The organism is Mycobacterium senriense, from assembly GCF_019668465.1.
GTDB classification, from domain to species: Bacteria; Actinomycetota; Actinomycetes; order Mycobacteriales; family Mycobacteriaceae; genus Mycobacterium; species Mycobacterium senriense.
This window is the reverse complement of the sequence record NZ_AP024828.1, coordinates 4,363,595-4,389,880: the sequence shown is the minus strand read 5'-3', so window position 1 is coordinate 4,389,880 and position 26,286 is coordinate 4,363,595. Positions and strand designations below refer to the sequence as shown.

The following is a 26,286-nucleotide window of genomic DNA, read 5'->3' as shown; positions in this document are numbered from 1 at the left end:
CCGCTACATCTGGGCCCACACGATCTTCGTCTGTAGGTAGGTCTCGATGCCGGCCTTGCCGGACTCGTGGCCCCAACCGGACTGCTTGTAGCCGCCGAACGGCATCGAGTGGTCATACGGGAAAGCGCAATTGAGTCCGACGGTTCCGGCCTTGAGCCGCTTGGCCAGCCGGTGCGAGCGGCCGAGGTCCTTGGTCCACACCGTGGCGGCCAGCCCGTAGCTGCTGTTGTTGGCCAACGCGACGGCCTCGTCCTCGTCGTCGAACGGCAGAATCGTGACAACCGGACCGAAGATCTCCTCCTGGAACAATCGGCTGGTGTCGGGGTCGACGTTGGTGACGACCGTCGGGTGCACGAAGTAGCCCTTGCGGTCCAGCCGGTGTCCGCCGGTGACGATCTCCGCGCCGTCGGACCTGCCCTGTTCGAGGTAACCCAGCACGCGATTGAGTTGCTTCTCGCTGATCAGCGGGCCGCTCATGGTGCCTTCTTCTTTCGGCCCGCCCATCTTCATGGCGTTGGCAACCATCGCCATGCCCTCGACGACCTGGTCGTAGACGCCGCGCTGCACCAGGATGCGGGAACCGCACACGCAGGCCTGCCCCGAGTGGACGAAGGTGCCGAACGCCGACATCGGGATCGCCTTCTTCAGCTTCGCGTCGTCGAAGATCAGCACCGGCGACTTGCCGCCGAGCTCCAGGGTGACCTTGTTGAGGTTGCTGTCCGCCGAGGCGTGCACGATCGCGCGGCCGACCTCCGTCGAGCCGGTGAAGGCGACCTTCTCCACGTCGGGGTGCGCGGTGATGGCCGCGCCGACGGTGTGCCCGTAGCCGTTGACCAGGTTGGCCACCCCGTCGGGCACCCCGGCCTGGGCCAGCAGGCGCATCAGGACATGTGCCGAAAGTGGCGTCTCCTCAGCGGGTTTGACCACGCTGTTGCAGCCCGCCGCCAGCGCCGGCGCGAGCTTGGCGCAGAAATTGAACACCGGTCCGTTCCACGGGAAGATTAGCCCGACCACCCCGTAGGGCTCGCGCACCGTGTAGGTGTGCATGTGCGAGTCGACGCCGGTCAGGCCGCCGGTGTTCACATCCCGCGCGATGCCGTCGATCTTGGTACACCAGCCGGCGTAATAGCGGAACCACTCGGCACCGATCTTCACCTGCATCTGGGCCTGAGCGGGATACATTCCGGCGTTGAGCATTTCGAGCTCGGCGAGCAGCTCGGCGTTCTCGTCGATCAGGTCGGCGACGCGCCACAGGATCTTGGCCCGCTCATAATCGGGCTTGCCGGACCAGATTTCGGACTCCGCGCTGGTTTTCGCGCGCGCAACCGCCTCGCCGACGGCTTCGGTGCCACAGTCGGTGAACGAGCCGATCTGTTCCTCGGTGGAGGGATCGAAGATCGGGATCACGTCACCGCTACCGGGGCGTTCCCGAACCTCGTCCAGTACGGATTGCACCGTCATGCGTCTCCTCCTCGCCCGGGCTTGGTTGCGGCAGAAGTTACGCGCTTAACCCCGTGCTGTCTACGACATTCGGAAGAAAGCAGACCCGGGCGCTGCGGCTAGCGGACGCGGGCGATCCGGTCGGCGCGCCAGCACCGGGACTGCATCGGGATGTCGATGGCTTCGGCGCCGGGGAATCGCTCGGCCAGGACGGCTCGGGCGCTGTCGAGCCGCTGCGCGCGGTCATCCGGAGAGGCGATGATCACCCGGCTGTAGGTGCCGAGCATCGCGACGACGTCGTCGATCTTCATGGTCCGCACGAACCCGAACGTCTCCCGCGCGACGTTGTGGAAAATCTGCGGATCGGGCAGGACGACGTTCTCATGGCGCCGGCGGAAGCGGTCGGGCGCATCCAGTTCGGACGTGTCGTCCCTGGGCAGCACCTCGAGGTCGCGGACCCAGTCGACGTCGCGATCTCGACTGGTCCAGATCAGCCCGAACCGCCCGCCATCGCGCAATACCCGGCCGATCTCCGGCACCGCCCGTTCGGGGTCCATCCAATGCCACGCCGACGAGACGAACACCGCGTCGGCGGAATCGTCGGGAAGGGGAATCGCCTCGCCGGTGCCCGCCACGGCGCGAACCCCGGGAGACCGCTCGGCCAGCACCGCACGCATCCGCGCATCGGGTTCGACGGCGACGACCTGCGCGGCCCGGCCGACGAGCGTGCGGGTGAACAACCCGGTGCCCGCACCGACGTCGACGGCCACTTCACAGCCGGATGGCACCAGCCAATCCACCGCCTGCTGCGGCGGGTGCGGCCGCAGCCCGTCATAGTCTTCGGCGATCGAACCGAAGGACAACGCGCGCTCTCGTCGATCAGTCACACGCGACAAGGTAATCCGGCTCGCTGTGCAACAGATGAGAAGGTGTGGCGCATCACCACAGTGCGCTGTGGTTGACGAGTGCATCGGCGATGAGCCCGGTTCCGAAAACCAGGAACAACAGCCGCACCGACATCGGCCCGTAGCGGGTGACGCCGCCGGTTGTCGCCGGTGATGCGGGGGGCGATGGCGGTGGGGCAGGTATTGCGCGGCATTATCGATGCGTCGGCGGCGCGCGTATTTCGGTACCGCGAGCGACGCGGTCAAGCGATCACGGCAATCACGAAGGGGTGCCAACGATGACGACACTCACCACGCAGGATCTACGTGAGTACCTCGTCGGGGCCTGGACGTTGGAGTCCTACGAAAGCTCCGACGTGGATGGCTCGAACGTGCGCTACCCGTTGGGAACCGACGCCCGCGGAATCATCATGTACACCGCCGACGGCTACATGTCCGCCCAGCTCATGCGCGCGGACCGCCCGCCGATCGCCCGCGGCGACCTTCAAATCGCCACGGACGACGAATTGGCCGCGGCAGCCAGGGGTTATCTGGCCTATGCCGGCCCGTACAGCGTTCTCGAAGACGGCGTGATCGCCCACCACGTCGACGTCAGCCTGCTGCCCAACTGGATCGGCGGAACCCAGTACCGCGCAGCGCAAGTCGGTGATGACCGCCTGCAACTCGGCCCCGCCGAGCCGGTGCGCATCAAGGGCAAGCTCCGCAACGGACGCCTGATCTGGCAGCGCGCGAAACGGGGATAGCGGGGGAGCAGAACGCCAACCGGCCGCGCACCGCAGGAGAACCGAATGGGATTGCTCGACAACAAGATCGCCGTCATCACCGGCGCCAACTCCGGGATCGGGCTGGCCACCGCACAGCGGTTCCTTGACGAAGGCGCCGACCGGGTCTTCATCACCGGCCGGCGCCAGCCCGAACTCGACGATGCGGCAAGCAAATTGGGCCCGCGTGCCACCGCGGTGCGCGGTGACGTCGGAAGACCGGAGGACCTGGATCGGCTCTACCTCGAGGTCGCGGCCGCCCGTGGCGGTCTCGACATCGTGATGGCCAACGCCGGATCCACGAGGGTGGCGCGACTGGGGGAGATCACCGACGACGATCTGGATGCGCTGCTGACCACCAACGTCAGGGGAGTCGTCTACACCGTGCAGAAAGCGCTGCCGCTGCTCAACGACGGCGCCTCCATCATCTTGACCGGCTCCACCACGGCAGACCGGGGCCGCGCCGGGCTCAGCATCTACGCCGCCACCAAGGCGGCCGTCCGGTCACTGGCGCGGGCCTGGGCCAACGAACTCGCCGACCGCAACATCCGGGTCAATGTCATCGTGGCAGGCTCGACGGCCACGCCGGGAAGCAACGCGCTGGCCGCGCAGACCGATCCCGACGCCTCGATCGAAGCGTTCCGCGCCGAACGCATCGCCTCGATCCCGCTGGGCCGCTTCGCCGATCCCACCGAGATCGCCAATGCCGCAGTATTTTTGGCCAGCGATCTGTCCAGCTTCAGCACCGGATCCACGGTTACCGCCGACGGCGGATTCAACCAGGTTTGACGGTTCGCTGGGTAGGCCCATGGGCGTGCGTCAGCGCTGGGGTTCCGCGATGCGGTCGGCCAATTCATCGAAGATGGCCTGGTTCAGGCCGAAGGCGAACTTCACCTCGCCGACGATGCGATCGATTTCGCCGGTGTCGGCGCGAAGGGCGTCGAGGCGAGCTCGATAGGCGTCTTTGTAGGGTTTGGGCCGCACCGGGAAGTCGTAGAACGCAAGGCCGACGCCACCGAGATCGAATGTGCGATCCAGGATTTTGCCGATGCCCCGGCCTCCGGAGAGATCCCCGAGATAGCGCGTGTAGTGGTGGGCCACCAACGCCCCACCCCACGTGAGCGCGCCGAGCCGCTCGGCGTAGACCGCCGCCGCGGGGGAGTCGACGTCCCGTGGGGCACCCTGGGGCAGCCAATGCTCGAGGTCGGCATCGATAGCCGTCAGGCGCTCCAGCGCGGGGTCGTACACGGCGGCAACCATGGAATCGTCACGGCGCGCCCGCACGGCGTCCTCCAGGGCGGCGTACACCACGCGCAACCGCAGCAGGTAGTCGGAATAGCCCGGCGCGCCAATCCGTCCGGCGAGCAGCTCGGACATGAACGGACTCTGCTCGGCGGCATCGTGTTCGGCCGCCGAGCCCTCCTTCATCGCGACCGACAGGCGGCGGCTTGCTGGGACGGCGATCGAGCACATGACCTGCTCAGATTACATTGGTGATCGCGGCGGCGCGGGTTACCGCGGCGGATGCGAATCAGTGCCGGGCGAATCCGCTTGGAAGTGCCAACCGCGGCCGACCTGGTCCAGAATGGCGACACACATCGATAACTTGGAGGTCTGGCTGCTACCCCCCATCGATCCGAGAAAGCCGCTCGCGTGACCGACGATGAGCGGTCCGTCCGGCCATCGGCACCCGCGGATCAGTCGATCGACGATCTCGTACCGGTCGGCACCCCGATCGACCTGGACAATTGCGCCCGTGAGCCGATCCACATTCCCGGCAGCATCCAGCCGCGCGGTCTGCTCGCGGTGGTGCGTGAGCCCGCGTACGAGGTGCGCCAGGTCAGCGCCAACGTCGCCGACCTGCTCGGCCGTCCCGTCGACGCCGTCCTGGGCCGGCACCTGTCGGCGCTCATCGGTTCCCCGCAAGCCGCCCGGATCGAGCAGGCCGCGGCAACCTTCGGCAGCCTGCGCCAGAACAATCCGCTCGAGGTCACCATCGAGGTCGCCGGCGAGCCGCGGGCCTTCGACGCGATCCTGCACCGCGAGCCGGGCGGTGTGCTGCTGGTGGAGCTCGAGATCGCCTACGGCGAGCGGCCGTTCTCCTTCCCGAACACGTATCAGGCGGTCCGCGGCGCGGTGGAGGAGTTGAACCGAGCCGCCACGCTGACCGAGCTGTACGCCATAGCCGCGCGCGCCGTCCGCGATCTGACCGGCTTCGACCGGGTCATGGTGTACCGCTACGACGAGGAATACAACGGCGAGGTTGTTGCCGAGTCCAGGCGCGAGGACCTCAACTCGTTCCTCGGCCTGCATTACCCGTCGACCGACATCCCGGCGCAGGCGCGCGCTCTGTACGAGAAGAACTGGATTCGGCTGATATCCGACGTCAACTACACGCCGGCACCGCTGGTGCCGAGCATCGACCCGCTGACCGATACGCCGCTGGACCTGACGTATGCCACGTTGCGCAGCGTGTCGCCCATCCATGTCGAATATCTGCAGAACATGGGTGTGCACGCATCGATGTCGATCTCGTTGTTGCGGCAGGGGAGGCTGTGGGGGCTGATCGCCTGCCACCATTACGCCGGTGCGCACCTGCCGCCGTTCGGCACCCGGGCGGCGGCCGAGTTCCTCGGTTCGACCCTGTCGCTGCGACTCGTCGACCGGTTCGAGGACGAACGACTACACAAGCGGTTGGCCGCGCAGGCCGTCTTGGCCAAGCTCACCGCCGCCACGCTGGACGATGGCGAACCGCTGTCGGCGGCGCTGCTCGGCGCTCCCGACCTGCTCGACCTCGTGCCCGCCGACGGTGTGGTCATCGACATCGGGGGCGATCTGCGGATGCGTGGCTCGGTTCCACCGCCGGACATCGTGTCGGCCGTCGCAGCCTGGGCGCGTGGCGTGGACGACGAGATCGCGAGCAGCGAGTGCCTGTCGGGTGCGCTACCCGAGCTCGATCTCGATCCCCAGGTGGCCGCCGGCGCGCTGGTGCTCAACCTGCCTGACGGCCAATCCGCCATCTGGTTCCGGCGAGAGGTGCTGCGCTCGGTCGACTGGGGCGGCGACCCGTACAACAAGGCGATCGCGGTCAGCGAGGGTGACCAACTTCGGCTCAGCCCGCGCAAATCGTTCGACCGCTGGCGCGAGATCGTCCACCAGCGCAGCGAGCCGTGGTCGCTGAGCGAGACCGAATCCGCGGGATCATTGCGACGCCACCTGGTCGAGTCGCTGTACCGCCGCACGCGCGGGGCGCTGCGCGTGGCCGAGACGCTGCAGCGCAGCCTGTTGCCCGAATGGATCCCGGCGCTCGAAACTTGGGAACTGTCGGCGCATTACGAGCCCGCGGCGGGCGACAACGTCGGCGGCGACTGGTACGACGCGTTCGAGCTCCGCGACGGCCGGCTCATCGTGCTGATCGGCGACGTCGCCGGCCACGGCATCGCCGCGGCCGGCACCATGGCCGCCCTCCGCAACGCCCTGCGGGCGCAATTGTTCGCCGGCGCCGCACCGGCCGAGGCGCTCGCGCAGCTCAACGATTTCTGCCTGCACATGCTTCGCGGCGCGTTCGCCACCGTCATCGCCGCGCGGGTCGATCTCGGTTCGGGCCGGGTGGAGGCGGCGTCTGCCGGTCACTTGATGCCGTACCTGACGAAGCCCTCGGCGCCGGCGGCACCGGCGCCGATCAAGCTCTCGCCACCCATCGGCGTCAAAGGCGTGAAATACGCACCCAGCACCTTCACCGTCGAACCCGGACACGGCATGGTCCTGTTCTCCGACGGCCTGGTGGAACGTCGCGGTGAATCGATCGACGACGGCCTCGACCTGCTGGCCGAAAACCTCGGCCGGGCCGGCGACATCGCGGCGACTGGAATCTGGACGGCGATGGCATCGGCCCACACCGACGACGACGTCACCATCATCACGCTGCGCCGTCCCTAAGCTTCAGTGGCAAACAAACCTTGTGCACTACAAGGGATTTCATCGACACCGGCGACTCACGGCACCATCCACGAGAGGACGAAGGCCTGCAGCCCGGACAGGGCGCAGATGAACGCCAGGAACACCAAGCTCCAGACGACCACGCGGCGGAACAGATCACCTTCCTTGCCGTGCATTTCGACTGCCGCGGCGCCGATGGCGAGATTTTGCGGCGAGATCATCTTGCCCAGCACACCGCCGGAGCTGTTGCTGGCGGCCATCAGCACGGGGGAGAGTCCCGCCTTGGCCGCCGCTGTCACCTGGAGCGCACCGAACAATGAATTCGCCGAGGTATCGGAGCCCGTCACCGCTGTTCCGAGCCAACCCAGTACGGGAGAGATCACGGCGAACGCACCACCCGCGCCGGCCATCCACGTGCCGAGGGTGATCGTCTGGCCGGAGGCATTCATCACGAAAGCTACTGCCAGCACGGCCATTACGGTGACGATTGCCCACCGCAGCTGATATAGCGTCGCGCCGTAGGCTTTGAGTGCAGTCGGTACCGACAGGCGCAGCGCCGCCATGGTGAGAACGCCCGCCACGAGCATCTGGGTGCCTGGGGTGGTCAGTAGGTTCAGGGTGAAGTTCGGCAGGGCCGACGGGCTTCCCTTCGCGGTGTACAGGTGCAGTCCCGGCCAGTGCACGGTGGAGGTCGCGCGGTCGAGGAGTTTGGCGACCGCCGGGATCTGACACACCACAAACACGGCGATGACGATCGCGTAGGGCACGTACGCCCGCAGCACCTGGGCGCGGGTATCAGCAGGAGCGCCGTCCGCAACACTCTCCGCCGTTTGGATGCCGGGACCGCCCGCGGTCACCACCGCGGGAGAAGGTTTCGCACGCTTAGCCTTGACGCGCATCAGCAAAACGAGGGCACACGCCGACAGTAAAGAGGCGATGACGTCGGCCAGTGGCACGGACAAGAAGTTTGACGTGGCGTATTGGCCAAGGCCGAACACCACGCCACCGGTGAGAGCGGCGCCCCAGGTTTCGCGCAGGCCGCGCCTACCGTCGACGATGACTACCAGTACCAGGGGGACGAAGACGGACATGATGGGGGTTTGCCGTCCGACCATGGCGCCCAAGGTGTCCGTCGACAATCCCGAAACGCGGGCGAGGGTGATGATGGGCGTGGCCATCGCCCCGAACGCAACCGGAGCGGTGTTCGCCACCAGAGCCAGCGCCGCCGCCTTGAGTGGCTTGAACCCCAGGCCGAGCAGCATCACCGAGGTGACCGCGACCGGCGTACCGAATCCCGCCAAAGCTTCCAGCAGTGCGCCGAATGAAAACGCGATGATGACCGCCTGGATGCGGTGATCGTCACTGACGGTCGCGAAGCTGCGTCGAAGCACGTCGAAATGACCTGTCTGGACTGTCATCTGGTACACCCAGATCGCGTTGATCACGATCCAGAGAATTGGGAAGAATCCGAAGACGGCTCCCTGGCTGGCGGCCAGCGTAGCTTGGCCGGTCGGCATGCCGTAGACGAGGACGGCGACCGCAATCGCGAAAGCCAAAGACACCACCGAGGCGACCCATGCTCGCACGCGCAACAGACCAAGCAGCACGAACAGCGCCGCCAGGGGTATCGCAGCCACGAGCGAACTCCAACCCAGCGAGTGGGCCACAGGATCAAGGACCTGGCGATACATGGTGGCCACCTTCCGGCTATGTGCGCAGCCCACGGAGCGTCGATTCGACGCTGCCTCATAAGGACTACGAGATTGGTGCGCTCCTGGATCGACGCAAGACCGTCGCCGAGATGTCTTTTCAGTAAACGAAAAGCAACGCTGCGATCAATACGTAACCGTCCACCGCACCTGCCGGGCGCAGGCTGGACAGGTTCTCACCCGCCCTCGCAGTGTTGCAGGGACGAAAGACAATTGGCGGTATTCACTGCGGCCGCGTTCGACGGAGTCAGCCAGAACAGTTGGTGCCGCGCCAATCAGTGAGGCGCAGTACCCGGTAGCTCAGCCCGCGGCACTCAGAATCTTGATCGCGAAGACGAGCGAGTCGCCGGGCTGGATCCCCGCACTGGGCTGGCCTTGGGGGTAGCCGTCGGCGGGGACCATCGCGACGGCGACAGTCGACCCCACCTTCTGCCCTGCGATGGCCTTCTGGAAGCCCGGCACGACTCCGGTCAGCGGGAAGTCGACCGGGGCGCCGCGCTGGTAGCTGCTGTCGAACACCGACCCGTCACGTCCGTTGACGCCCATGTAGCAGACGGAGACCTTAGCGGTGTTGGACACCACCGGCCCGTCTCCGGCGTGCAGCGTATGCACCTGGGTCTGGGCCACGCTGAACGGTGCGGTCACGTTCACCAGCGGAGCGGTCGTGTCCGTGGATCCGGTGACCGCGACGCTGCCGGTGGTGCCTGCCAGAGTCCAGTCGGGCGTTCCGCCGTTCTGCGGCGCCGCCGTGGGGCATGAGCCGGCCGCGATGGCCGTGCCGGCGCCGGCGAGCGCCGTAACGGTGGCCGCGACGGAAGCCGCAAGCGCGACGGAGGAGTACGCCCAGGAGGATTTCACGGCCGTCACGCTACAGCCACGTTGCTTCTCACGAGTCGCGGGGCGCCACAAATCGCCCGGTCAATCATCGGTTGGGCGCGGCGTGAGTTGTTGAAGAATGCGCAAGAACGACTTGCGGTCCGCGGGAGTCAATTGGCAAAGCCAACCCTCTTCGCCACGCTGAATCGCCTGCTGCACCTGTCTTTTGATCGTCCGTCCGCGCTCGGACAGCTCAAGCAGCCGGACCCGACGGTCGTCAGGATCGGGGCGGCGGTCGATGTATCCGAGCTGCTGCAGATTGTCGAGGACGGCGATGATGCGTGTCTTGTCGGCGCCGATAGCCGCGGCCAGGGCGGCTTGAGTGCGCACCGGTGAGTTGTCCAGCTCGGTCAGCACGGTGTAACCCCACATCGATAGGCCGTGGCGCTCGAGGATCGGCAGCTCGGCAGCCACGAGTTCGCGCACCAACGGTCCGAGCATCGCCGCAAGATCAGGTCGGGACTGCCCTTTGGCCATGGCGCGATAGTAGAGTAAACACGATTATATGCGTATGCTTATGGTATGACTCCGCTTATGATAGATGTTCTGCGAACACACCACCGCGAGGCCGTGCTGGCCACCATCGACATCGTTCAGAGGGTCAGCACTGGCGACCTCGAGCGCCCAACTCCATGCAGCGACTGGAATCTGCTGGAACTGGTGGCCCATATGACCGCGCAGCATCGAGGGTTCGCCGCGGCGGCTCACGGTGACGGCGCCGATCCCGCGGTGTGGGAGACCTCTGCGGTGATCGACGCGGTAGCGGCCGACCCCGCAGGCAGTTATGGTGCCGCGGCTTGCGAGTTGCTCACGGCCGTCGCCAAGGACGAGGCGCTCACCCAGCTTTTCGCATTACCCGACTTCGGCCAGGGTGCCGTGTTTCCCTTCGAGCAAGCGATCGGGTTTCACTTCATCGACTACGTCGTGCACGGCTGGGATGTGGCCCGCGCGGTTGGCCTCCCATTCGAGTTGCCCGACAACGTGATTGACGCGGCGCTGGCGCTCGGATTGCAAGTTCCGAGCGGGGACTACCGCACCGGCGCTTCCGCTCCGTTTGGGCCGGCGCTCGAGCGAGTGTCGGACGGCACTGGCTTCGACCGACTATTGCGCCACCTCGGTCGCTCGCCGGCATGGAGCGCACCCGACAAACAGCCGGCGTGACCTCCTGCGGCCAACCGCGTCCGGCCGTCAGGTGCAAAGGCTCGGGGCGTCACACACGTTGCCGGGACAATAGATCGAATGCGCGGCGTTGACCAGGCTTCCGACGTCTAGCAACGTCACGCCCTTGGTGTCCAAGCGGGCGTGCAGGTCGTCGGCGATCTGTTGCGGCGTCCAACCCCAAGTGAGGTCGTAACACACGTCGTGCGCCTCGGCGATGAGTGCCTCATCCGTCTTCGGCGGCCAGGTGAGGCCGACGGCACGCAATTGCGCGAGGTAGGCATCGTCCTGGGGGGAGGCGGCCGCGATGCCGGCGCTACTCACAACTGCAGCGGCAACCATGCTGGGGACTGCGATCCTGGCCAGCCGTCGAGGTGAGGGCATGTGATTCCCGTCCAATCTTCGTGGCGCGATGAAGGCCGCCAAAACTGTCCGGCTGCAGAGCGAGACAGACAGCAGAATAGCCAAAGTTCGCGGCGCCGGCTCGCCGAAATTCCCGGTGCGCACCGGGGCCAGCGGTCAAACCAATTCGCGGGCCACCGCATCGAATGCCCGCAACGTGTCGAGCATGTGCGGTTCGTGCGAGTCCGGCTGAGTGGACAGCTTGGCGGCGACCAGCTGCACGCGACGGTTGATGTAGATCATCTGACCGCACATGCCCTGACACAACACGACGTCGTTGCCCGGATAGGGGAACCACATTTGGTTGCGATACATCCCGCCGGGCATTTCGTTGTCGTCGGGGCTGGCGGCGAACGCCTGACGCGAGTCGGGCCCGCCGTCGAGGGTGTCGGCGATCCACGCCGCCGGCACCACTTGCTGGCCGGTCAACGAAACACCGTCGCGCAGGAACAGCGAACCGAACCGGATCATGTCGGTGAGGCAAGCGCTGATGCCGCCGTCGAAGAACCCAGTGCCCACCGCGTCGACGCCGATGGTGGCATCGCATTGGGCGCCGATGCGGCTCCACAGGAGTTGCGACATGAGTTCGGGCATTCGCCGACCGCCGGCCACCTCGCAGATCCAGCCCAGCACATCGGTTTCACACGAGCGATATTGGAACGGGCCGCCGTGAGTGGACTTCTGCCGCAAGGTCAATAGGAACTCGTGCAGCGTGGCGGGGGCATCGGGACTGTTCGTGGGCGCCCAGCCCATCGCCTGGTCGAGAAGATGTATCTCCGCGGTCGGGTCGTGATAATTCTCCGAGAAGCCGATGCCCGACCTCATGTCCAGCAGGTGACGCACCGTCGCGCCCGCGTAGCCGCAAGACTCTAGTGCCGGAACATATTTCGTGACCGGCGCATCGAGCGCGATCGCACCGGCCTCGTGCAGCGCACCGACGACCGCTCCCACCAGCGACTTGCTCACCGAGAACAGGAGGTGCCGGGTCTGCGCGCCCATCCCGCCGAGGTACTCTTCGGCCACCAACGATCCCCGGTGCGCGACGGCCCATCCGTCCGTCGCGGTGGCGGCCAGCACCCCGCCCACGGTGGTGGCGACCTCGCCCGCGCTGACCAGAGGTATCTCGGTCAGGGGGGAAGGGGTTGAGGGCAACGCCGCGACCGGCCGGGTCCCGCGCGAGATCACCGCGGTCGGAACGAAGTCTTCGACGTGCTGGAAGGACCACTGCGCATAGGGGGCCGACAGCCAGTTGTCCAGTGAGATACCGGCCGGGGCGCTCACGCCCGTGCGACGAGCCGGGAGACGATCGGCGCGGCCGGCGTCAGGGGTGTCGAGACGAACTTCGCCTTCATGCCCTTGACCCAGCGCTGGCAGCGCTCGCTGAGCTTATAGTCGTCCGTCTGCAGGTGTGAGCGAGTGACGAGCACGCCCAGTTGGGCGCCCTCGGAACGTAAGTCGCCAGGCGCCGCGACCCGCATGTAAAAGGCCTCGGAGCCGTCGAGCAGCGTGGCCCAGTCGTTGGCGGTCCGCGAAAACGAGACCCGGCCGTCGTCGTCGATGCGCCATACCCCGGTGCGTGGCGTCGCGGTGAAGATCTCGATATCCGGCGAAGTCTCGGTGAGTATCACCTGACCCCAGACCTCGTCTTCGCCGTAGCCGCGCTCCCAGCGCGAGTTGATCTCATCGATGTCGAGTTCGTACTCCACGTCCATGTACTCGAGCAGGTGAAAGAGGAACAGCGGCATGTCGGCGTAGGCCTCGGTCGTCAAGTTCGTCATCGGGCTGGCGCCGGACAGGCGGGGGTTCACCTCGCCGAGGTAGAGCTCGTTGGAGTCGAGGTCATGCAGAAGGTCCACCTCGAAGTAGCCGAGGTAACCCTCGCGGCGCATGAGGTCGCCCAGCTTTGTCACCATTTCTCGCGCGGCGTGGGTCTGGGCGGGCGGCAGCACCTCGTGCCAGATGTCATTGCCACACCAGCTGCCCCGGCTGGGAGTCAGCTCCGAATAACCGACGAGACTCGTCATCGCGGGGCCGACGACGGTGCCGTGGCGGGTCACGGCACCCTCGAGGCACACCTCGACGTTGCGGATGCGCTTCATGACTTTGACTTCTTGCTGCGAGGTCAGGTCACGGGCATGCTCGTCCCAGTCGCGCTGACCGTGCACAAAGAAAGTTCCGCTGCCGGCGTTGCCGTAAGCGACGGAGACGACGAGGTCATCTCCCAATCCGGCGTTTTGTGCGAGCGCCAGTAGTTCGTCGTAGGAGCCGGCACGTCCGATTGCGTGCGGCACGCTCGGGATACCCGCCTCGTTGGCCAGGCGCGTCATGACGATCTTGGAGCCCAGGCGCTGGCGCAGCTCGATCGGCGGATGCATGACCTCGAGGCCTGCCGAACGGGCGAGGGCCTGGATTTCCTCGTTCAGCATGACAAAGCAGCACTTGCCGCCGGGACCTTTACCGGCGATGAACTCCAGCGTCTCGGGATCGGACAGGAGGTGGCTGCACACCTGGTCCATGGAGTCGAAGTCACGGCGGTCGCGCCGTCGGGGCACGAATACGCGCGAATGTGTGCCCTCGAACGAGTCAAAGTAGGTCAGGTAGAAGAAGTTTCGTATCCAGCGGTCAACGCCGAGCAGATTGAACGGCGTCGGCGAGATGAAGTAGAGCGGCACTTTGTTCGTGTGAAAGAACGCGCGTATGTCCGACAGCCCGTTCAGCGTGCGCGGCGGCCCGGAACCCGTCACGTCGGTCGCGGTGACGTCGAGGTGCGAAACCGGTTCGAGGGTTGCGGCGCGACCAGAGGTGGTGCGGACGACGCAACGCCGCTGGGATGACCTGCCTCCATCCGACAAGTGTGCGCCCTGTCGAAGATTGTGGCCAGCCAACGAGAAGATGGCATTCGCGGCGTTTCCCGGTTTGGGCTCGGTAGGGCGCGGGGAAAGGGGGCTTGCATTGTGCCTCCTTTTCATCGCGCTGATGGCATACCTGAAATGCGGGAGGTGATGCGGCTGTTCGTCAGATCTCTGCTGCCGAGCGCCGCTGCGGAGCGCGGCTGGATTAGACGGCGCCGACGCCGGCGGGTCCCAGATGGACGGGGAGGCACTTGATTCCGTGCAACAGGGTGCTGTCGTTCGGGACTGGTTCGCCCGCCAGAGTGAGATTTGGAAAGCGTTCGAAGAGCGCCGGTAGACCGACGTTCAGTTCCATGCGGGCGAGCGGCGCGCCGAGGCAGGCGTGAACACCGGTGCCAAAGCCGATGTGCTCGCGGGCGTTGACACGGGTGGTGTCGAATTCGTCGGGGCGCTCGAAGACGGCTGGATCGCGGTTGGCTCCGGCGATGCTGAGGAAGACGGTCGAGCCTTCGAGCACGGTGTGACCGTCGATCTGCAGCGTTTGGGTGGCCACCCGGGCGCCGAATTGAGCGACGCAGTTGTAGCGCAGCGTCTCTTCGACGGCGTTGGGCCAGCCCTCGGGATGCGCGTGAAGGCGGGCCAACTGGTCGGGGTGATCGACGAGCGTCACCACGGCGTTACCGAATGCGTGGGTGGTGGTGATGAAACCGGCACCGAGCAGCAGGCCCGCGAACATCCTGACTTCGAGGGCGGTGAGCTCGGTTTCTCGAAGGACCGCAGACAAGATGCTGCGGTCGCCGCCACTGCGGCGGAGCCGCTCGATGTGCGCGTCACTGTAGCGTTCGAACTCGCGCAATGCCGTGAGGGCTGTCTGGAAATCCTCCCACGACGGCACCGTGGTGGTGAGCAGTTTGGCGCCCGGTTCGGCCAATGCGTGTAGATAGGGGATTTCCTCGTCGGGGATGCCCAGCATCTCGGCGATGACCTCGATGGGCACTCGGGAGGCGTAGCCGGCGATCAAGTCGCAGTCAATGTGGTCGGCGAGATCGTCGAGCGCGGCGTCGACAATCTCCTGAATGCGCTCACGCAGTCGGTCGATCGCCCGCGGAGTGAATGCCCGCGACACCAGGCGTCGTAGGCGCTCATGCTCGGGTGGATCGATGACCAGCAGAGACGGCGGCTCCAGACCATTCAGCACGCCGGGATTGGTTCTCGCCAGTGCCCGCTGAGCGATACGAAACGGCGACCGATCGTGGGGTTTAGCCGTCCGGAACCTGTCGTCACGCAACACCTCACGTACGAGCTGCGCATCAGCGGTGGCCCAGCCGCCGATCACCCGCGATATACGCCCCCGCCCACGGATCTGCTCAATCAGGTGGTGCGCTTTATCGGGCTGGTTGTTGTCGATCACCAACTGGGCGAAGGGATCGCCCCGACGAGCGAGCAGCTTCAGCGTCGCGCGAGCAAGTCCGTACCCGAGCAGCCAATGCGACCGGGTTTTGAGAGCCATCCCCGCATTGTTCGCCCCTGCCGTGCCCGATGGGTAGAGGCGCGCGCCGAAGTCGCCGACACCTCATGCTGGCGGGCGATCAGGAATCCCTCTGATATTCGTCGTTCATCAAGACCTCGACACCACGCCAACCCCAATACACCCGGTGGGCCTGGATCAAGCCACCCTCGATCTCCATCACTTCGACGAAGTCCATTTGTTCGCCTCGGGGCGACACACGCGGGTACTCCCAGGTCACTCGCCGACCGTCGGTGAAAAAGCCGGACCGGTGATAGGCGCGCAGCTTCGGAGTGCGAGCTACCACCTCGGCGAGAAACGGCCGTAGCTGCGTATGCCCTCGGCGGATCCCATCGCCGCGGGTGATATGTGCGACCAGCGGACTTTCCAAGGTCGCATCGGGGGCATAACAGGCCAGCAAAGCGTCCAGGTCATGAGCGGCCAGGGCGCTTTCCCACGCCTGCATCACCGCCTTCATCGCGTCGGGCGAGGCAGTCGTGTTTGCCGTGCTGTCGTGGGTGTCCATAACCCCATCGTGACGCCGAATCGCTTCGGCGCGGCCCGAAATGTCCGCCGCCTATCGTGGTGGCATGTCCAGCGATCCCGCCATCACTACCGCCGCCGGGCATGGAGGTGACGCCGATATCGGCGGTGTCGCCGCACTGATCGGCGAGCGTGCTCGTGCCCGGGTGTTGATGGCGTTACTCGATGGCCGCGCACTGCCGGCCAGCGTGCTGGCTGCCGAAGCTGGGGTGGCGGCGTCGACAGCCAGCGAACATCTTGCCCAGCTCGTCGACGCCGGGCTGCTCACCGTGAACCGTCAAGGCCGTGGCCGCTATTTCCGTCTGGCCGGCCCGCCCGTCGCGGAAGCTCTAGAGGCACTCGCCAGGATCTCTGCGCCCGAGCCGATCCGCTCCCTGCGTCAAGGGACCCGTGCGCACGCGCTGCGCCGCGCCCGCACTTGCTACAACCACCTGGCAGGGCGGCTGGGAGTTGCGATCCTGAGTGCGCTGCTCGACCAGGACCTGCTCGTGGGCGGCGACGGACGCCATCACCCCGACGAGGCCGCCGCCGACCGACTGTCGGCTCCCGGAACCGACCTGACTTACCGGCTCACCGCAAAAGGGCGAGACACCTTCAGCGCCTTCGGTATAGACCTGGCCGACCTTAGCCACAGCAAGTCCATGATCCGCTACTGCGTGGACTGGTCCGAACAACGCCACCACCTCGCCGGAGCGCTCGGAGCCGCGCTTACCCGACGCCTGTTCGAACTGGACTGGATCCGTCACATCAATCAACGCCGGGCAGTTGTGCTCACCGACGCCGGACGGCAAGGGCTCAACGAAACCTTCGGACTACCGCAGAACTGGGATTGACCGGACCGGCGGCGAATTCAGCCGCAGGTCAGACAGTCGCGAAATCCGTTGTGCGGCTGTGATTATCGTCGCCTCACCGATCAACTCGACACCGAGCGCTCCAGCTCGGCCAGCGACGCGACGAGGTAATCCTCGCCGAAGATGGGCATCTCGCCGACGCGGTCCCGGAAGGTCTGCGGCGTGCCGCTCCAGTCGTACGTGAGGGTGACGTCGGTGCGATCACCTTTCGGGGCAAGGTCGTAACGCCAGAACCAGCCGCCCGGCGAGTGGTTGCCCGTGTCGTCGAGCACCCCCGGCATCCAGCCAATGGCGCGGTCCGGCTCGAACACGTTGACCAGGTTGTGCGTGATGTAGTCGCCGCCCGCTTGCGTCAGGTACATGTTCATCGCGAACGTCTGTCCCGCGCCGGTGATCGGCGCGGTGTCCACCGAGTCGCGGACCCAATCGGTGGGCTCGGTGTTCCGGTGGCGGGATGGGTCCGCCAGGACGGCGAAAATCTCAGCCGGGGCGGCGGCGATGGTTCGGGTGACGACGTAGCGTTCGGCGTTGGCACTCATGATTCGTCCGGTCCGTACGCGGCCGCGATATCGGGGGAGTCGAGCCACCCCGAGTAGGTGGGCCGCGAGGGCCAACCCTTGGGCGAATCGAGCCATTCCTCTTGGCGACCCCACGGCAGAATGTCGATCAGCCCGAAGGAGTGACTGAGCTGCTCGGTGCCTCGCCCGTTCGTGTGCCACGTGCGGTACACCGTGTCGCCGTCACGTAAGAACACGTTGACTCCGAAACCACCGCCTGGCGGAGCGTCCATGTCGGCGGCAAACGTGCTCTGCGATGAGGAGTACCAGTCCATGCGATTGCCGACCCGGTGCTTGTACGCGAGTGCTTCCTGGATCGGTCCGTTGGTGACGATGACGAATCGAGCGTCGTAGTTGTCGAGGAACTCCAGCCGGGTGAATTGCGATGTGAAGCCCGTGCAACCGCCGCATTGCCACTGCGCGCCGTCGGACCACATGTGGTGGTACACGATCAGCTGCGATCGGCCGTCGAAGACGTCGGCCAGCCGGATTGGACCGTCGGCACCGACCAGCGTGTAGTCGGCCAATTCGACCATCGGCAGCCGCCGCCGCTGGGCGGCGATCGCATCCAGTTCGCGGGTGGCGGCTTTCTCGCGTTTGCGCAATTCGTCGAGCGCGGCCCGCCAGGTGTGGTGATCGACGACCGGCGGCAACGCCGTGTTTTTCGTGGCCATGTCTCCACCTTTGCTCTCGATTTGTCCGTCTGGAAGGTCTGACCGGTGGACGGCGCCAAATTCATCGGGGAAAGGCGCCCCCGCACGGCTCGATCGCAAGAAATGTCCTTGACCCGCATGCCCGGTGCTCGGTTCGATATTGCAAGAACGACGGGAGGCCCACGATGAGGACGTTCATTCGCCACTGTGTAGTCATCGTCATGTTGACGTTCGCGTCGATGGCAGCCGTGACCATCGTGACGCCCGCGGTGAGTAAGGCCGACTGCGGAGACGGCGAGTGGTGGGACCCCACCGGCAAGGTCTGCCGACCGCTCGGAGTCGGGCCGCAACCCCTGGCCTGTGACCCGGGCCAGTGGTGGGACCCGACGGCCAACGTGTGCCGGCCCCTCGGTGTCGGGCCGCAACCGCTGGCGTGTGACAACGGCTGGTGGTGGGATCCAGGCGCCAACGAATGCCGTCCGCCCGCGGTACCGCCGGGCGGCTGATACGAACCCATCTCCACGCCTCGCGGGCATCGCGCGGCGCCAAGCATGACCGGTAGTCACCGCGAAAATGCAAGGCCCGCAACGCCGATGCGGCTGCCGCTGCCGCACCGTTGGCTGGGTAGCAGGCCTGTGCTGCGAGCGGTGTCAGCAGGCGGTGGCGAGACAGCGACTGTAGACTTCTAACTCTTTGAGAGCGCGCGAAAGGCGTTGACCGTATGTCATGCACCCCAGCCCGTGCGCTTACCGCCAAGGCACTGATGGCACCGGACCAGTGGGCGGGTCACCGACAGGTCCTTCCATGGTGATTCGCGAGCACGACCGCGCTGACGACGTGCTGCCGTCTACCTGGGCGCCGTTGCGCAATCGGGTATTTCGCGCGTTGTTCATTGCGCAGTTCGTGTCGAACATCGGCACCTGGATGCAGATCGTGGCCGCCCAGTGGTTCTTGGTGGAAACGCAGAGCAGTGACGTCACCGTTGCCCTGATCCAGACAGCCAGCCTTGGGCCGACGCTGGTGCTGGGATTGTTCGCCGGGGCGCTGGCTGACCTGTTCGACCGGCGCCGTCTCCTCATCGTGCTGCAGTCCTACGCAGTGCTGATGACGCTGGCGATGGCGCTAATGGCTTACCTCGGGCGGCTGAACCCGGCCTCGTTGTTGACGTTCACCGTGGCCATTGGCTGCGCCTCCGCGCTCACCGCGCCCGCCTGGCAGGCGATCCAACCCGAGGTCGTCGCACGCGAGCAGATACACGCCGGCGCAACGCTGGCCAGCGTTTCAATCAACGTCGCCCGTGCGGTCGGGCCTGCCATCGGCGGTGTCGTTGTCGCGCTGGTGGGGCCCGCCGCGGTTTTCGCGATCAACGCTGTGTCGTTCGCGGGCATCATCGTCGCCCTTATGTCGTGGCGCAGATCCACCGAGCCGGCGTCCGTCGAGCGCGAACATCTGAACCAAGCCATCATCAGCGGACTTCAGTACGTCCGCAACGGGCCCATCTTTCGCCGGATCCTCCTGCGCGCCGCGTTGTTCCTCTTTCCTGCGTCGGCATTGGTGGCGCTGTTGCCGGTTGCCGCCGCGCAACGGTGGGAGTCGGGGGCCAGCGGTTATGGTGTCGCGTTGGGCGCCATCGGGTTTGGCGCTGTCTTGGCCGTGGCTGCGGCGGCACCGCTGCACCGGAGGTTCTCGGACAACGTTTTGTTGGCGGCGTGCGCGGCCGTCTATGCCCTGGCTCCGCCGGCCGTGGTATGGCTGCCATTCGCCGCGGCGACGCCGTTTCTGGTGTTGTCGGGGATGGCGTGGTTGGTCACCTTGACCACGCTCAACGCCGCGGCACAGCTGTCGTTGCCGCGCTGGGTTCGGGCCCGCGCGCTGTCGATCTACCTGCTGGTCTTCACGGGCTCCCAAGCGATCGGCTCGTATGTCTGGGGGCTTATCGCCACGCACGAAGGTCTCGACATCGCGATGGTCTGCTCCGCGGTCCTGATGGGGGCGGTGGCCCTCAGCGTCGGCCTGCTCCCGTTGCGGCCGGCCACCGGGAAGGTGAATGTCGTCGACGTTGCCACCACCCTGCCGGTACCGAGACTGGTGTTCGAGCCGTCCCCCAACGATGGGCCGGTGCTGGTGACCGTCCGCTATCAGGTCGAGGCCGACAAAGCACAGGACTTCGTGACGGCGATGAGCGCGGTCAGGCGGTCGAGGCTGCGCACGGGCGGTCACAGTTGGCAGCTGTATCAGAATGTGGGACAACCGGACTCGTTCATCGAGAGATTCACCGTGGCGTCGTGGACGGAATTCGAGCGTCAGCGCACGGAGCGCTGGCTGGCCTACGATTCGCAAGGCACCGCGGAGGCAGTCAGCTATACGGTCGACCACAAGCGCAGACCCGAGTATTACCTCGCGGTGCCTGTGCCTCGCTGACCTCGCGATGGCAGCTCAGTCGACGACGATCCGCCGTGCTCGCGGTGCGTGCCCCATCTGAGCCAAGGGCGTCACACCCCGGCGGGGACCAGCGCGGCCGACGTCCGCATCTCGTGCCGGAGCGCGGTGAAGTCCGTGATCGTCTTGGTGCTCACGGTCGCCACCGGACGAGAGTTGCGGCCGGTGGCTTCGCGCTTGGACACCATCACCACGCTGTCGATGTAGGGCTGGATGGTGGTGGCGTTCTGCACGGTCGCCACGATCACCAGTTGGAAGCCGAACTTGCGGAACGCCTGCAGAGCCTGCTGCGCGAACTGTGGGTCGGACTTGGAGAAGGCCTCATCGAGCATCAACTGCGCGAAAACCGGTTTGTTGTCGGCACTTTCGGGGTTGGCCAGGTTGAAGCTCAACGCACCGGCCAGGCAGAAAGCCATCAGCTTCTCCTGCTCGCCACCCGAGTTGTCTCCGGCATTGCTGTGGGTGCGGATCAGCTCATCGCTGCTGACGTCCCATTCGGCGCAGTCGAAGGTGAATCGGTTGCGGACGTCGAGGGCGTCGCGGGTCCAGGCCTTGTCTTCCGGTGCGGTCGAAGCCAACCGGTTGCGCAGCCGCAAGATGTCGGCGTACTGGTCCAGGATGGCTTGCTTGTCGCCGAGGCCGACCTCGGCGATGCGCCGTGAGATGGCCCGAACGATCTCGGTGAGTTCGGCGACCGCGGTCAGGCTGCGCGAGGTGGCGCGCAGGGTGAGCCGGGTGCCGCGGTTGAACTCCACCGCCCCCAGACCGGTGTTGACCCGTTCGATCTGCTCGCTGATCCGCCGGGCCTCCTGCTCGGCAACCCGGTGCAGGGTCAGGATGGCGTCGGGCGCCTGCTCGGTGACCAGCCGCATCATGCGTTCGTAAGCCTCGGGCAGTTCCCGCTCGTCGATGTGACGGCATAGCGCGACGTAGTCGTGCACGCGTTCGTCGAACACGTCGCTGTCGTTGGGGATCGCGTCGGGGAACGCGGTGTCGAACGTGTTGAGGATGCGCGCGAGCTCATCGTATGAGCGCCTACGGCTTTCGCGCAGTTGCTCACGCTCGCGCCGGATCGCGGTGAAGACCGCGTCGCGGTGCGGCTCCGGGTTGAGCATGTCGAGGGAAACCGGCACGTCGGCGGCGTAGCGGTTCAGCAGGTCGGTCAGCGGTTCGGACACAAATGCCGGAGCGAGCCGATCCTGCAGTTCGAGCAGCTGGGTGCGTCGACCGTCGAGGTCGTCGCGGCGGGTCTGGATGGCGCCTCGACGGGTCATCAGCGCCTGGATTTGTTCCCAGCACTCCTCGGCGCGCGCGGTGAGCGCCTCGATGTCGGGATTGTCGGCCAGCAGCAGCTCGAACTGCTCGCGCAGCCGGTCGGCGTGCCCGTCGGCGGTCTCGGTGTCGACGTGGGTCCACTGCTCGAACTGCTCGCAGATCGTCTTGAACGCCGCGGCCCGGTCGCGCCACTGCTGACGCTCGGCGGCGATCTCGTCGGCGACGCCGCGGGCCCGTCGAAACGCCTCTTCGGCGTTGGCGAGATCCACGGTCAGCGCGTCGACCTTGGCGGCGACATCGCCCTGGTAGATGTAGTCGGCCTGCTTGAGCGGCCGGCGGTCGTCCTTGATGGCCAGGCGCTCGGAGTCCTTGTACAGGCCGGTGTGGGTCACGGCGCGCCGGAACCGGGAGAACACGTCGGGGGTGTCGACGCAGATGTGATCACCGGCCGCGGCGATGACGTCGGCGGCCTCGGCGGCGCAGTGATGCGTCGGGTCGACCACGAACAGCTTGCCCGCCAACGTGTTCGGCTCGGCCTCGGTGATCTCGGCGCCGACGAACCGGGTGCGGACGTGGTGCAGCTGCAGCCGCCCACCCATGTTGGTCTCGTTGACGAACCGCAGCACCGCCGCGTAGTGACTGTCGGGGACGAGCAGCCGCAGGCCCACACCGCGCAGTACCTTTTCGACAGCGACGCGCCACCGGCTCTGTTCGGGCCGCAGATCCATCAGCTCGGCGATATAGGGCAGCTCGCCGGGATCGATATCCACAGCGGCGCAGATGTGTTCGCGCATGGTGAGCGCGAACTCGGGCAGTGCCGAGCCGACGCGCTCGACGCGTTTGAGTTCCTTGGCGGCGTCGTCGCGGGCAATGCGGGCGACCTTCTGGGCGTACTCGGCATCGGTGGAGGCTTCCCGGCCGCGATCCAGTTTGGCCAGCAGCTCGGTGGCCCGCGTGCTGAGTTCCTCGCGCAGGTTCCAGAATTCGTCGGCGGTGTCCGGGATCTCGAGACCGTGCGTGTTGAGCATGGATTCGTACGCGGTGCGCCGGCGCGACACCTGCTCGGCGTGCGCCTCGGCGGCGGCCACCTGTGACTGCAGCGGCCCCAGGCTGGTGCTGGATCCGCTGATCTGTGCGTTCAGCGAATCACCCTCAGCCTTGGCAAGATTGAGCTGGCGGGTGACGTCTTCGTATTCGTTGCCGAGCTGATCGATGGTGGCGTCGAGCGATTCGATCTGTGCGGGGCACTGCGCGAGCCGGACGTGATCGGTGTAGGCGCGGACCATCGGCTGGTCGACGAGATCGATGATGCCCAGGTCGGAGGACTCCGAGGCGTAGCGCTGCTGGATCTTTTCGATGTCGCCGAGGATCTTGCGTTTGCGTTGCGCGACGGCCAGCAGTTCACGGGCGTCGACCAACGGGTCGATCTGCTTGAGCGCTTCGGGCAACCGGCTCAGACTGCTGGGTTCGTCGAGCATGAACTCCCGGACGAACTGCTCAAGCCCACCAACGCTTTTCAGCGATTTGGCCTTGCCGAGCAGCTGCTGCGCGGCGTCGGAGGCGCGGATGCCGATGGTGGCGTACAGCTGGGCAAGGTACTGCGATTCCACTTTGGTGGAGAACCGCCAGTCGTCTTTGAACACCGCGGCGTCGAAGCGGCCCGCAGCCCAGCGGTTGCAGACGCTCTCGATATCGCGGTCGCCGTCGGCCAGCACGAACCGGCTCGAGGAATCCGACCGAGATTCGCCGGTCAGCCACTTGAGCACCAGGCCGGTGACGGTGCGGCCGGTGTTGCTGCGGTAGGTGACGGCGATCGCCGACCACGCGGTGCCGTCACCGCGCAGGTACATGACCTTGCTGGTGCCGGCATCGCTGCGCTGGCCCCAGGCGCCGCGAACGTATTTGTCGACGGTCCGCCGGCCCGCGCTCGACCCGGCGGCGGTGTTGTCGCCCGAGGCGTTGAAGTTACGCCGGTTGAACGGCAGGAAGCCGAGCGAAATAGCGTCCAGCAGTGAGGATTTGCCACTGCCGGAGGCGCCGGCGATCAGTGCGCCGCCTTCGCTGAATCCGATGGAGTGATACCCGTCGAAGACACCCCAGTTGATGACCTGCAGGCGCGACAGGTGGAACTGTTCAGTCATCCTCGCGTTCCTCCTCGTCGTCGAGGCCCTGCTCCTCGGGCACGGCGCCGCCCAGAAGGATCTCGAACTGCTGCTGCAGCTCGCTGATCACCGAGGCCGTCATGACGGCGTTGATGACCGGGCTCACGGTGTAGCTGTCCTCGTCGTCGCGGGTCTTCCGCAAGATCTCCAGCGACGCCAGTCGCGCGATGGCGCCGTCGATGCGCGCGGTGAAGGTGACGGCGTCACGGTCGACATCGTTGAGCACGCCGGAGAACAGCCCGTGCATTTCGTCGCGGCTGATCACGACCGCCTGATCACCCGAGGCGCGCATCATCTGCGCCAGGTGCAGCGCCAGGATCGAGTCATAGGTGCCCAGCGGCTCGCGACGCAAAAGCTTTACCCCCCGGGCGGATTCGTAGCGCGCCTGCTCGACGAACGCGACGTCAGCGCCCTCGACGACGCGTAGCAGAAGATCCAGCTCGGACAGTCTGACCGACAGTTGGGCGCGGTACTCCAGCACCCAGGTGTAGACGTCGCGATCGGCTTCGGCACTGAGGTAGCGGCGAGTCAGCAGCTGCTGCAGCGCCCAGCAGGCCCGGTCGGGCAGCTCGGATACGTCGCCGTCGAACCGGGGTCGGCGCTGGTGCGGGGCGCGGGCCGTCTGGTCGACCTGGGGGAGTGCGGAGAACCCGCTGTAGTCGACGGTCTCTTCGACGGTCACGCGGTAGCCCCCAGCAGGGTGGAAACCGGCTCGGTGAACATCAAGTGCGGCACCTCCATTTCGCGGTCGCGCCCGTCCAGGGACTGAAAGCGGACCGTGACCGACTCGGAACCCTGTGCGGATTCCGGTTGTTTGAGCGCCCAGGACCACAGCACGATGACGTGGCCGAGGTAGGCCGAATCGAGCATCGCGACCGCGTCCGGAAGGGACAGTTTCGCCCCGGAGCTGATTGCGGTGTTGATCATCTCCGACATCGCAGGAGCGTCGACCTGGGTGGTGAGCGCGGCGAAGCTGGTCAGGTCGACCTCGCCCTCGGCGACCTGAGCGGGCTTCGGGTTGGACAGGTCGCCGATCCGGAAGCTCAGCGCGCCAACCGAACTGAACGCGTGGCGGGCCAGGGGGAGTTCGATGTCCAGTCGAGAGTCGGTCAGCGATGCCTTGAGCAGGTTGCGCGCGGCGCCGATAGCCTCGTTGAGCTGACGGGCCACGCCGCGGCTCTGTTCGAGGGTGCCGAACGCGGTGAACCGTTTGACGCGCTGCGCGCAGCGCTGCTGGATGCGTTCCACCTCGTCGATCTGATGGCCGACCAGTTCGAAGAAGCCGGCCATCACCTTGCGCAGGGCGGGGTCGAGCGCGGGCAGAGCCTCGGCGACGGCGGCCACGTCGGCCTCGAACTCGGCGCGTTGGTCGGGGTCGTTGATCATGCACAGGAAGGCGCGGTGCGAGTCACGGCCCTGGGAGTCCCAGGCGGCCTCGTAGTCGGCGTACATGCGCCGCTGCCGGTCGCGGTATTCGACGTTGCTGTCGATTGGCTCGTCCAGGGCGGCGGTTGCGCGTTCGATCATGGTCCCGTACTGGCCGATGTCGGTGATCAGGCGTTCCATCTGCAGGGCGATGGCGTGGGCTTCGTCGTAGGCGTCGGTGAGGTCGACGTCATGGCTGTGGTCGTCTGAGGTGACGCCTTGTTCCAGCGCGTCGAGTTCGGTTTGGAGCACCGCGATTTCGGCTTCGATACCGGCGCGGATGCGATCGGGGTCATTGCCGACGCGCAGCGCGACCTGCTTGAGGCGGGATGCGATGCCGTTGATCGAGCCGCCGGTGGCGATGGTGTCCTGCCTGCGCATGCCGCGCATGAAGTCGAGCGCCCGGCGCGCCTCCTGAGTCAGGTAACAGAGGTTGCGTTCGACGCCGGAGCGCTGGTCGGCGACGCGGTGCAGCCAGCCCTGGCTGGCCCAGGACTTGATCAGGGCCAGGCCGGACTGCTCGCCGGCCTGATCGAGTTCGGCGAGGTCGCGCTCGAGGCGTACGACCAGGTCGGTCTCGGGGACCACGCCGCCGCTGAGTTGACGCTCCATCAGGGTGGCGTAGAGGTTGAGGTTCAGCGTGGCCAGCAGGCGGACCGTCGGCGAGCCCTGAAGGCCACGATTGAGTTCGAGCAGGTCGGCAGGCGACAGCGTGGTGTCGTCGTCCAGCACATGCCCTCCGTCTCGATCGAAGTCTCGGACGATCCAAGATATGGCACGGAGGCGACAATGGGCCTCCAGCGGGTGGGGTGTCGGGGGATGGTTTGGGTGA

The 26,286-nt window shown here is 66.3% G+C and carries 23 protein-coding genes and 1 pseudogene; 7 read left to right on the top strand and 17 right to left on the bottom strand.

Going from position 1 to position 26,286, the window contains the following annotated elements:
- Positions 1-3: 3 nt before the first annotated feature.
- The 3 genes and pseudogenes from MTY59_RS20575 to MTY59_RS28015 all read right to left on the bottom strand — a co-directional run.
- Positions 4-1,461 carry an aldehyde dehydrogenase family protein gene (locus MTY59_RS20575; protein ID WP_221042788.1) on the bottom strand — a complete coding sequence of 486 codons (1,458 nt, stop codon included), beginning with the start codon at positions 1,459-1,461 and terminating at the stop codon, positions 4-6.
- Positions 1,462-1,559: 98 nt separating this feature from the next.
- Positions 1,560-2,327, bottom strand: coding sequence for a class I SAM-dependent methyltransferase (locus tag MTY59_RS20570; RefSeq protein WP_221042787.1), 768 nt, complete (start codon positions 2,325-2,327; stop codon positions 1,560-1,562).
- Between the two features lie 52 nt (positions 2,328-2,379).
- Positions 2,380-2,478: pseudogene (locus MTY59_RS28015) on the bottom strand (GAP family protein); the annotation flags it as partial.
- 145 nt (positions 2,479-2,623) lie between these two features.
- Here MTY59_RS28015 and MTY59_RS20565 point away from each other — a divergent pair.
- Both MTY59_RS20565 and MTY59_RS20560 read left to right on the top strand, forming a co-directional pair.
- Complete coding sequence (locus MTY59_RS20565) at positions 2,624-3,088, top strand: lipocalin-like domain-containing protein (protein ID WP_221042786.1); 465 nt, start codon at positions 2,624-2,626, stop codon at positions 3,086-3,088.
- A gap of 45 nt (positions 3,089-3,133) precedes the next feature.
- Positions 3,134-3,895 carry an SDR family NAD(P)-dependent oxidoreductase gene (locus MTY59_RS20560; protein WP_221042785.1) on the top strand — a complete coding sequence of 254 codons (762 nt, stop codon included), beginning with the start codon at positions 3,134-3,136 and terminating at the stop codon, positions 3,893-3,895.
- A 30-nt stretch (positions 3,896-3,925) separates the two neighbouring features.
- Here the strand turns inward: MTY59_RS20560 and MTY59_RS20555 are convergent, their stop codons facing one another.
- Positions 3,926-4,579, bottom strand: a complete 654-nt coding sequence (locus MTY59_RS20555; protein WP_221042784.1) for a biliverdin-producing heme oxygenase — start codon at positions 4,577-4,579, stop codon at positions 3,926-3,928.
- 180 nt (positions 4,580-4,759) lie between these two features.
- On the opposite strand from MTY59_RS20555, the gene MTY59_RS20550 reads away from it, so the two are divergent.
- Positions 4,760-7,045: a SpoIIE family protein phosphatase gene (locus tag MTY59_RS20550; protein WP_221042783.1), complete on the top strand. Its 2,286-nt coding sequence runs from the start codon at positions 4,760-4,762 to the stop codon at positions 7,043-7,045.
- Positions 7,046-7,101: 56 nt separating this feature from the next.
- Here MTY59_RS20550 and MTY59_RS20545 read toward each other — a convergent pair whose 3' ends face one another.
- The 3 genes from MTY59_RS20545 to MTY59_RS20535 form a co-directional block, all read right to left on the bottom strand.
- Positions 7,102-8,736: an L-lactate permease gene (locus tag MTY59_RS20545; protein WP_221042782.1), complete on the bottom strand. Its 1,635-nt coding sequence runs from the start codon at positions 8,734-8,736 to the stop codon at positions 7,102-7,104.
- A 318-nt stretch (positions 8,737-9,054) separates the two neighbouring features.
- Positions 9,055-9,621 (bottom strand): FKBP-type peptidyl-prolyl cis-trans isomerase, encoded by a 567-nt coding sequence (locus MTY59_RS20540; protein WP_221042781.1) that lies wholly within the window; start codon positions 9,619-9,621, stop codon positions 9,055-9,057.
- A gap of 51 nt (positions 9,622-9,672) precedes the next feature.
- Positions 9,673-10,107, bottom strand: coding sequence for a MarR family winged helix-turn-helix transcriptional regulator (locus MTY59_RS20535; RefSeq protein ID WP_221042780.1), 435 nt, complete (start codon positions 10,105-10,107; stop codon positions 9,673-9,675).
- 45 nt (positions 10,108-10,152) lie between these two features.
- Here MTY59_RS20535 and MTY59_RS20530 point away from each other — a divergent pair, with 45 nt between their 5' ends.
- A complete protein-coding gene (locus MTY59_RS20530; RefSeq protein ID WP_250160611.1) occupies positions 10,153-10,791 on the top strand; it encodes a TIGR03086 family metal-binding protein in 639 nt (212 codons plus the stop codon).
- Positions 10,792-10,818: 27 nt separating this feature from the next.
- Here MTY59_RS20530 and MTY59_RS20525 read toward each other — a convergent pair whose 3' ends face one another.
- The 5 genes from MTY59_RS20525 to MTY59_RS20505 form a co-directional block, all read right to left on the bottom strand.
- On the bottom strand, positions 10,819-11,112 hold the full coding sequence (locus tag MTY59_RS20525; RefSeq protein WP_415822531.1) for a DUF732 domain-containing protein: 294 nt from the start codon (positions 11,110-11,112) through the stop codon (positions 10,819-10,821).
- A 195-nt stretch (positions 11,113-11,307) separates the two neighbouring features.
- The gene (locus tag MTY59_RS20520; RefSeq protein WP_221042778.1) at positions 11,308-12,471 is read right to left on the bottom strand and encodes a serine hydrolase domain-containing protein; all 1,164 of its coding nucleotides are present in this window, start codon (positions 12,469-12,471) and stop codon (positions 11,308-11,310) included.
- Positions 12,468-13,934 carry a biotin carboxylase gene (locus MTY59_RS20515; protein WP_221042777.1) on the bottom strand — a complete coding sequence of 489 codons (1,467 nt, stop codon included), beginning with the start codon at positions 13,932-13,934 and terminating at the stop codon, positions 12,468-12,470. The genes MTY59_RS20520 and MTY59_RS20515 overlap by 4 nt, the downstream gene beginning before the upstream one ends.
- A 313-nt stretch (positions 13,935-14,247) precedes the next feature.
- Positions 14,248-15,552 (bottom strand): cytochrome P450, encoded by a 1,305-nt coding sequence (locus tag MTY59_RS20510; RefSeq protein ID WP_221042776.1) that lies wholly within the window; start codon positions 15,550-15,552, stop codon positions 14,248-14,250.
- A gap of 79 nt (positions 15,553-15,631) precedes the next feature.
- Positions 15,632-16,075: a nuclear transport factor 2 family protein gene (locus MTY59_RS20505; RefSeq protein ID WP_250160610.1), complete on the bottom strand. Its 444-nt coding sequence runs from the start codon at positions 16,073-16,075 to the stop codon at positions 15,632-15,634.
- 40 nt (positions 16,076-16,115) lie between these two features.
- Between MTY59_RS20505 and MTY59_RS20500 the strand changes: the two genes are divergently transcribed.
- Complete coding sequence (locus MTY59_RS20500; RefSeq protein ID WP_250160609.1) at positions 16,116-16,925, top strand: ArsR/SmtB family transcription factor; 810 nt, start codon at positions 16,116-16,118, stop codon at positions 16,923-16,925.
- 80 nt (positions 16,926-17,005) lie between these two features.
- On the opposite strand, the gene MTY59_RS20495 is transcribed toward MTY59_RS20500, so the two are convergent.
- Positions 17,006-17,482: an SRPBCC family protein gene (locus MTY59_RS20495; protein ID WP_221042775.1), complete on the bottom strand. Its 477-nt coding sequence runs from the start codon at positions 17,480-17,482 to the stop codon at positions 17,006-17,008.
- Entirely contained in the window at positions 17,479-18,174 is a 696-nt protein-coding gene (locus MTY59_RS20490; protein WP_221042774.1) for a DUF899 domain-containing protein, read from the bottom strand. The genes MTY59_RS20495 and MTY59_RS20490 overlap by 4 nt, the downstream gene beginning before the upstream one ends.
- A 164-nt stretch (positions 18,175-18,338) precedes the next feature.
- On the opposite strand from MTY59_RS20490, the gene MTY59_RS20485 reads away from it, so the two are divergent.
- Positions 18,339-18,659: a hypothetical protein gene (locus tag MTY59_RS20485; protein WP_221042773.1), complete on the top strand. Its 321-nt coding sequence runs from the start codon at positions 18,339-18,341 to the stop codon at positions 18,657-18,659.
- Between the two features lie 298 nt (positions 18,660-18,957).
- Complete coding sequence (locus tag MTY59_RS20480; protein ID WP_221042772.1) at positions 18,958-20,574, top strand: MFS transporter; 1,617 nt, start codon at positions 18,958-18,960, stop codon at positions 20,572-20,574.
- 71 nt (positions 20,575-20,645) lie between these two features.
- Here the strand turns inward: MTY59_RS20480 and MTY59_RS20475 are convergent, their stop codons facing one another.
- The 3 genes from MTY59_RS20475 to MTY59_RS20465 are packed head-to-tail and all read right to left on the bottom strand — an operon-like array spanning position 20,646 to position 26,183.
- Positions 20,646-24,008, bottom strand: coding sequence for an ATP-binding protein (locus tag MTY59_RS20475; protein ID WP_221042771.1), 3,363 nt, complete (start codon positions 24,006-24,008; stop codon positions 20,646-20,648).
- Positions 24,001-24,711, bottom strand: coding sequence for a DUF4194 domain-containing protein (locus MTY59_RS20470; RefSeq protein ID WP_221042770.1), 711 nt, complete (start codon positions 24,709-24,711; stop codon positions 24,001-24,003). Before MTY59_RS20470 ends, MTY59_RS20475 begins: the two co-directional genes overlap by 8 nt.
- Complete coding sequence (locus MTY59_RS20465) at positions 24,708-26,183, bottom strand: DUF3375 domain-containing protein (RefSeq protein WP_221046554.1); 1,476 nt, start codon at positions 26,181-26,183, stop codon at positions 24,708-24,710. Before MTY59_RS20465 ends, MTY59_RS20470 begins: the two co-directional genes overlap by 4 nt.
- Positions 26,184-26,286: the final 103 nt, after the last annotated feature.

Bases quoted from the DNA above. Each gene is read 5' to 3' on its own strand.
- MTY59_RS20485 (WP_221042773.1), top strand. From the start codon at position 18,339: ATGAGGACGTTCATTCGCCACTGTGTAGTCATCGTCATGTTGACGTTC.
- MTY59_RS20575 (WP_221042788.1), bottom strand. From the start codon at position 1,461: ATGACGGTGCAATCCGTACTGGACGAGGTTCGGGAACGCCCCGGTAGC.
- MTY59_RS20560 (WP_221042785.1), top strand. From the start codon at position 3,134: ATGGGATTGCTCGACAACAAGATCGCCGTCATCACCGGCGCCAACTCC.
- MTY59_RS20490 (WP_221042774.1), bottom strand. From the start codon at position 18,174: ATGGCCACGAAAAACACGGCGTTGCCGCCGGTCGTCGATCACCACACC.
- MTY59_RS20535 (WP_221042780.1), bottom strand. From the start codon at position 10,107: ATGGCCAAAGGGCAGTCCCGACCTGATCTTGCGGCGATGCTCGGACCG.
- MTY59_RS20505 (WP_250160610.1), bottom strand. From the start codon at position 16,075: ATGGACACCCACGACAGCACGGCAAACACGACTGCCTCGCCCGACGCG.
- MTY59_RS20530 (WP_250160611.1), top strand. From the start codon at position 10,153: ATGACTCCGCTTATGATAGATGTTCTGCGAACACACCACCGCGAGGCC.
- MTY59_RS20565 (WP_221042786.1), top strand. From the start codon at position 2,624: ATGACGACACTCACCACGCAGGATCTACGTGAGTACCTCGTCGGGGCC.
- MTY59_RS20510 (WP_221042776.1), bottom strand. From the start codon at position 15,552: ATGGCTCTCAAAACCCGGTCGCATTGGCTGCTCGGGTACGGACTTGCT.
- MTY59_RS20475 (WP_221042771.1), bottom strand. From the start codon at position 24,008: ATGACTGAACAGTTCCACCTGTCGCGCCTGCAGGTCATCAACTGGGGT.
- MTY59_RS20495 (WP_221042775.1), bottom strand. From the start codon at position 17,482: ATGAGTGCCAACGCCGAACGCTACGTCGTCACCCGAACCATCGCCGCC.
- MTY59_RS20555 (WP_221042784.1), bottom strand. From the start codon at position 4,579: ATGTGCTCGATCGCCGTCCCAGCAAGCCGCCGCCTGTCGGTCGCGATG.
- MTY59_RS20545 (WP_221042782.1), bottom strand. From the start codon at position 8,736: ATGTATCGCCAGGTCCTTGATCCTGTGGCCCACTCGCTGGGTTGGAGT.
- MTY59_RS20500 (WP_250160609.1), top strand. From the start codon at position 16,116: ATGTCCGCCGCCTATCGTGGTGGCATGTCCAGCGATCCCGCCATCACT.
- MTY59_RS20480 (WP_221042772.1), top strand. From the start codon at position 18,958: ATGGTGATTCGCGAGCACGACCGCGCTGACGACGTGCTGCCGTCTACC.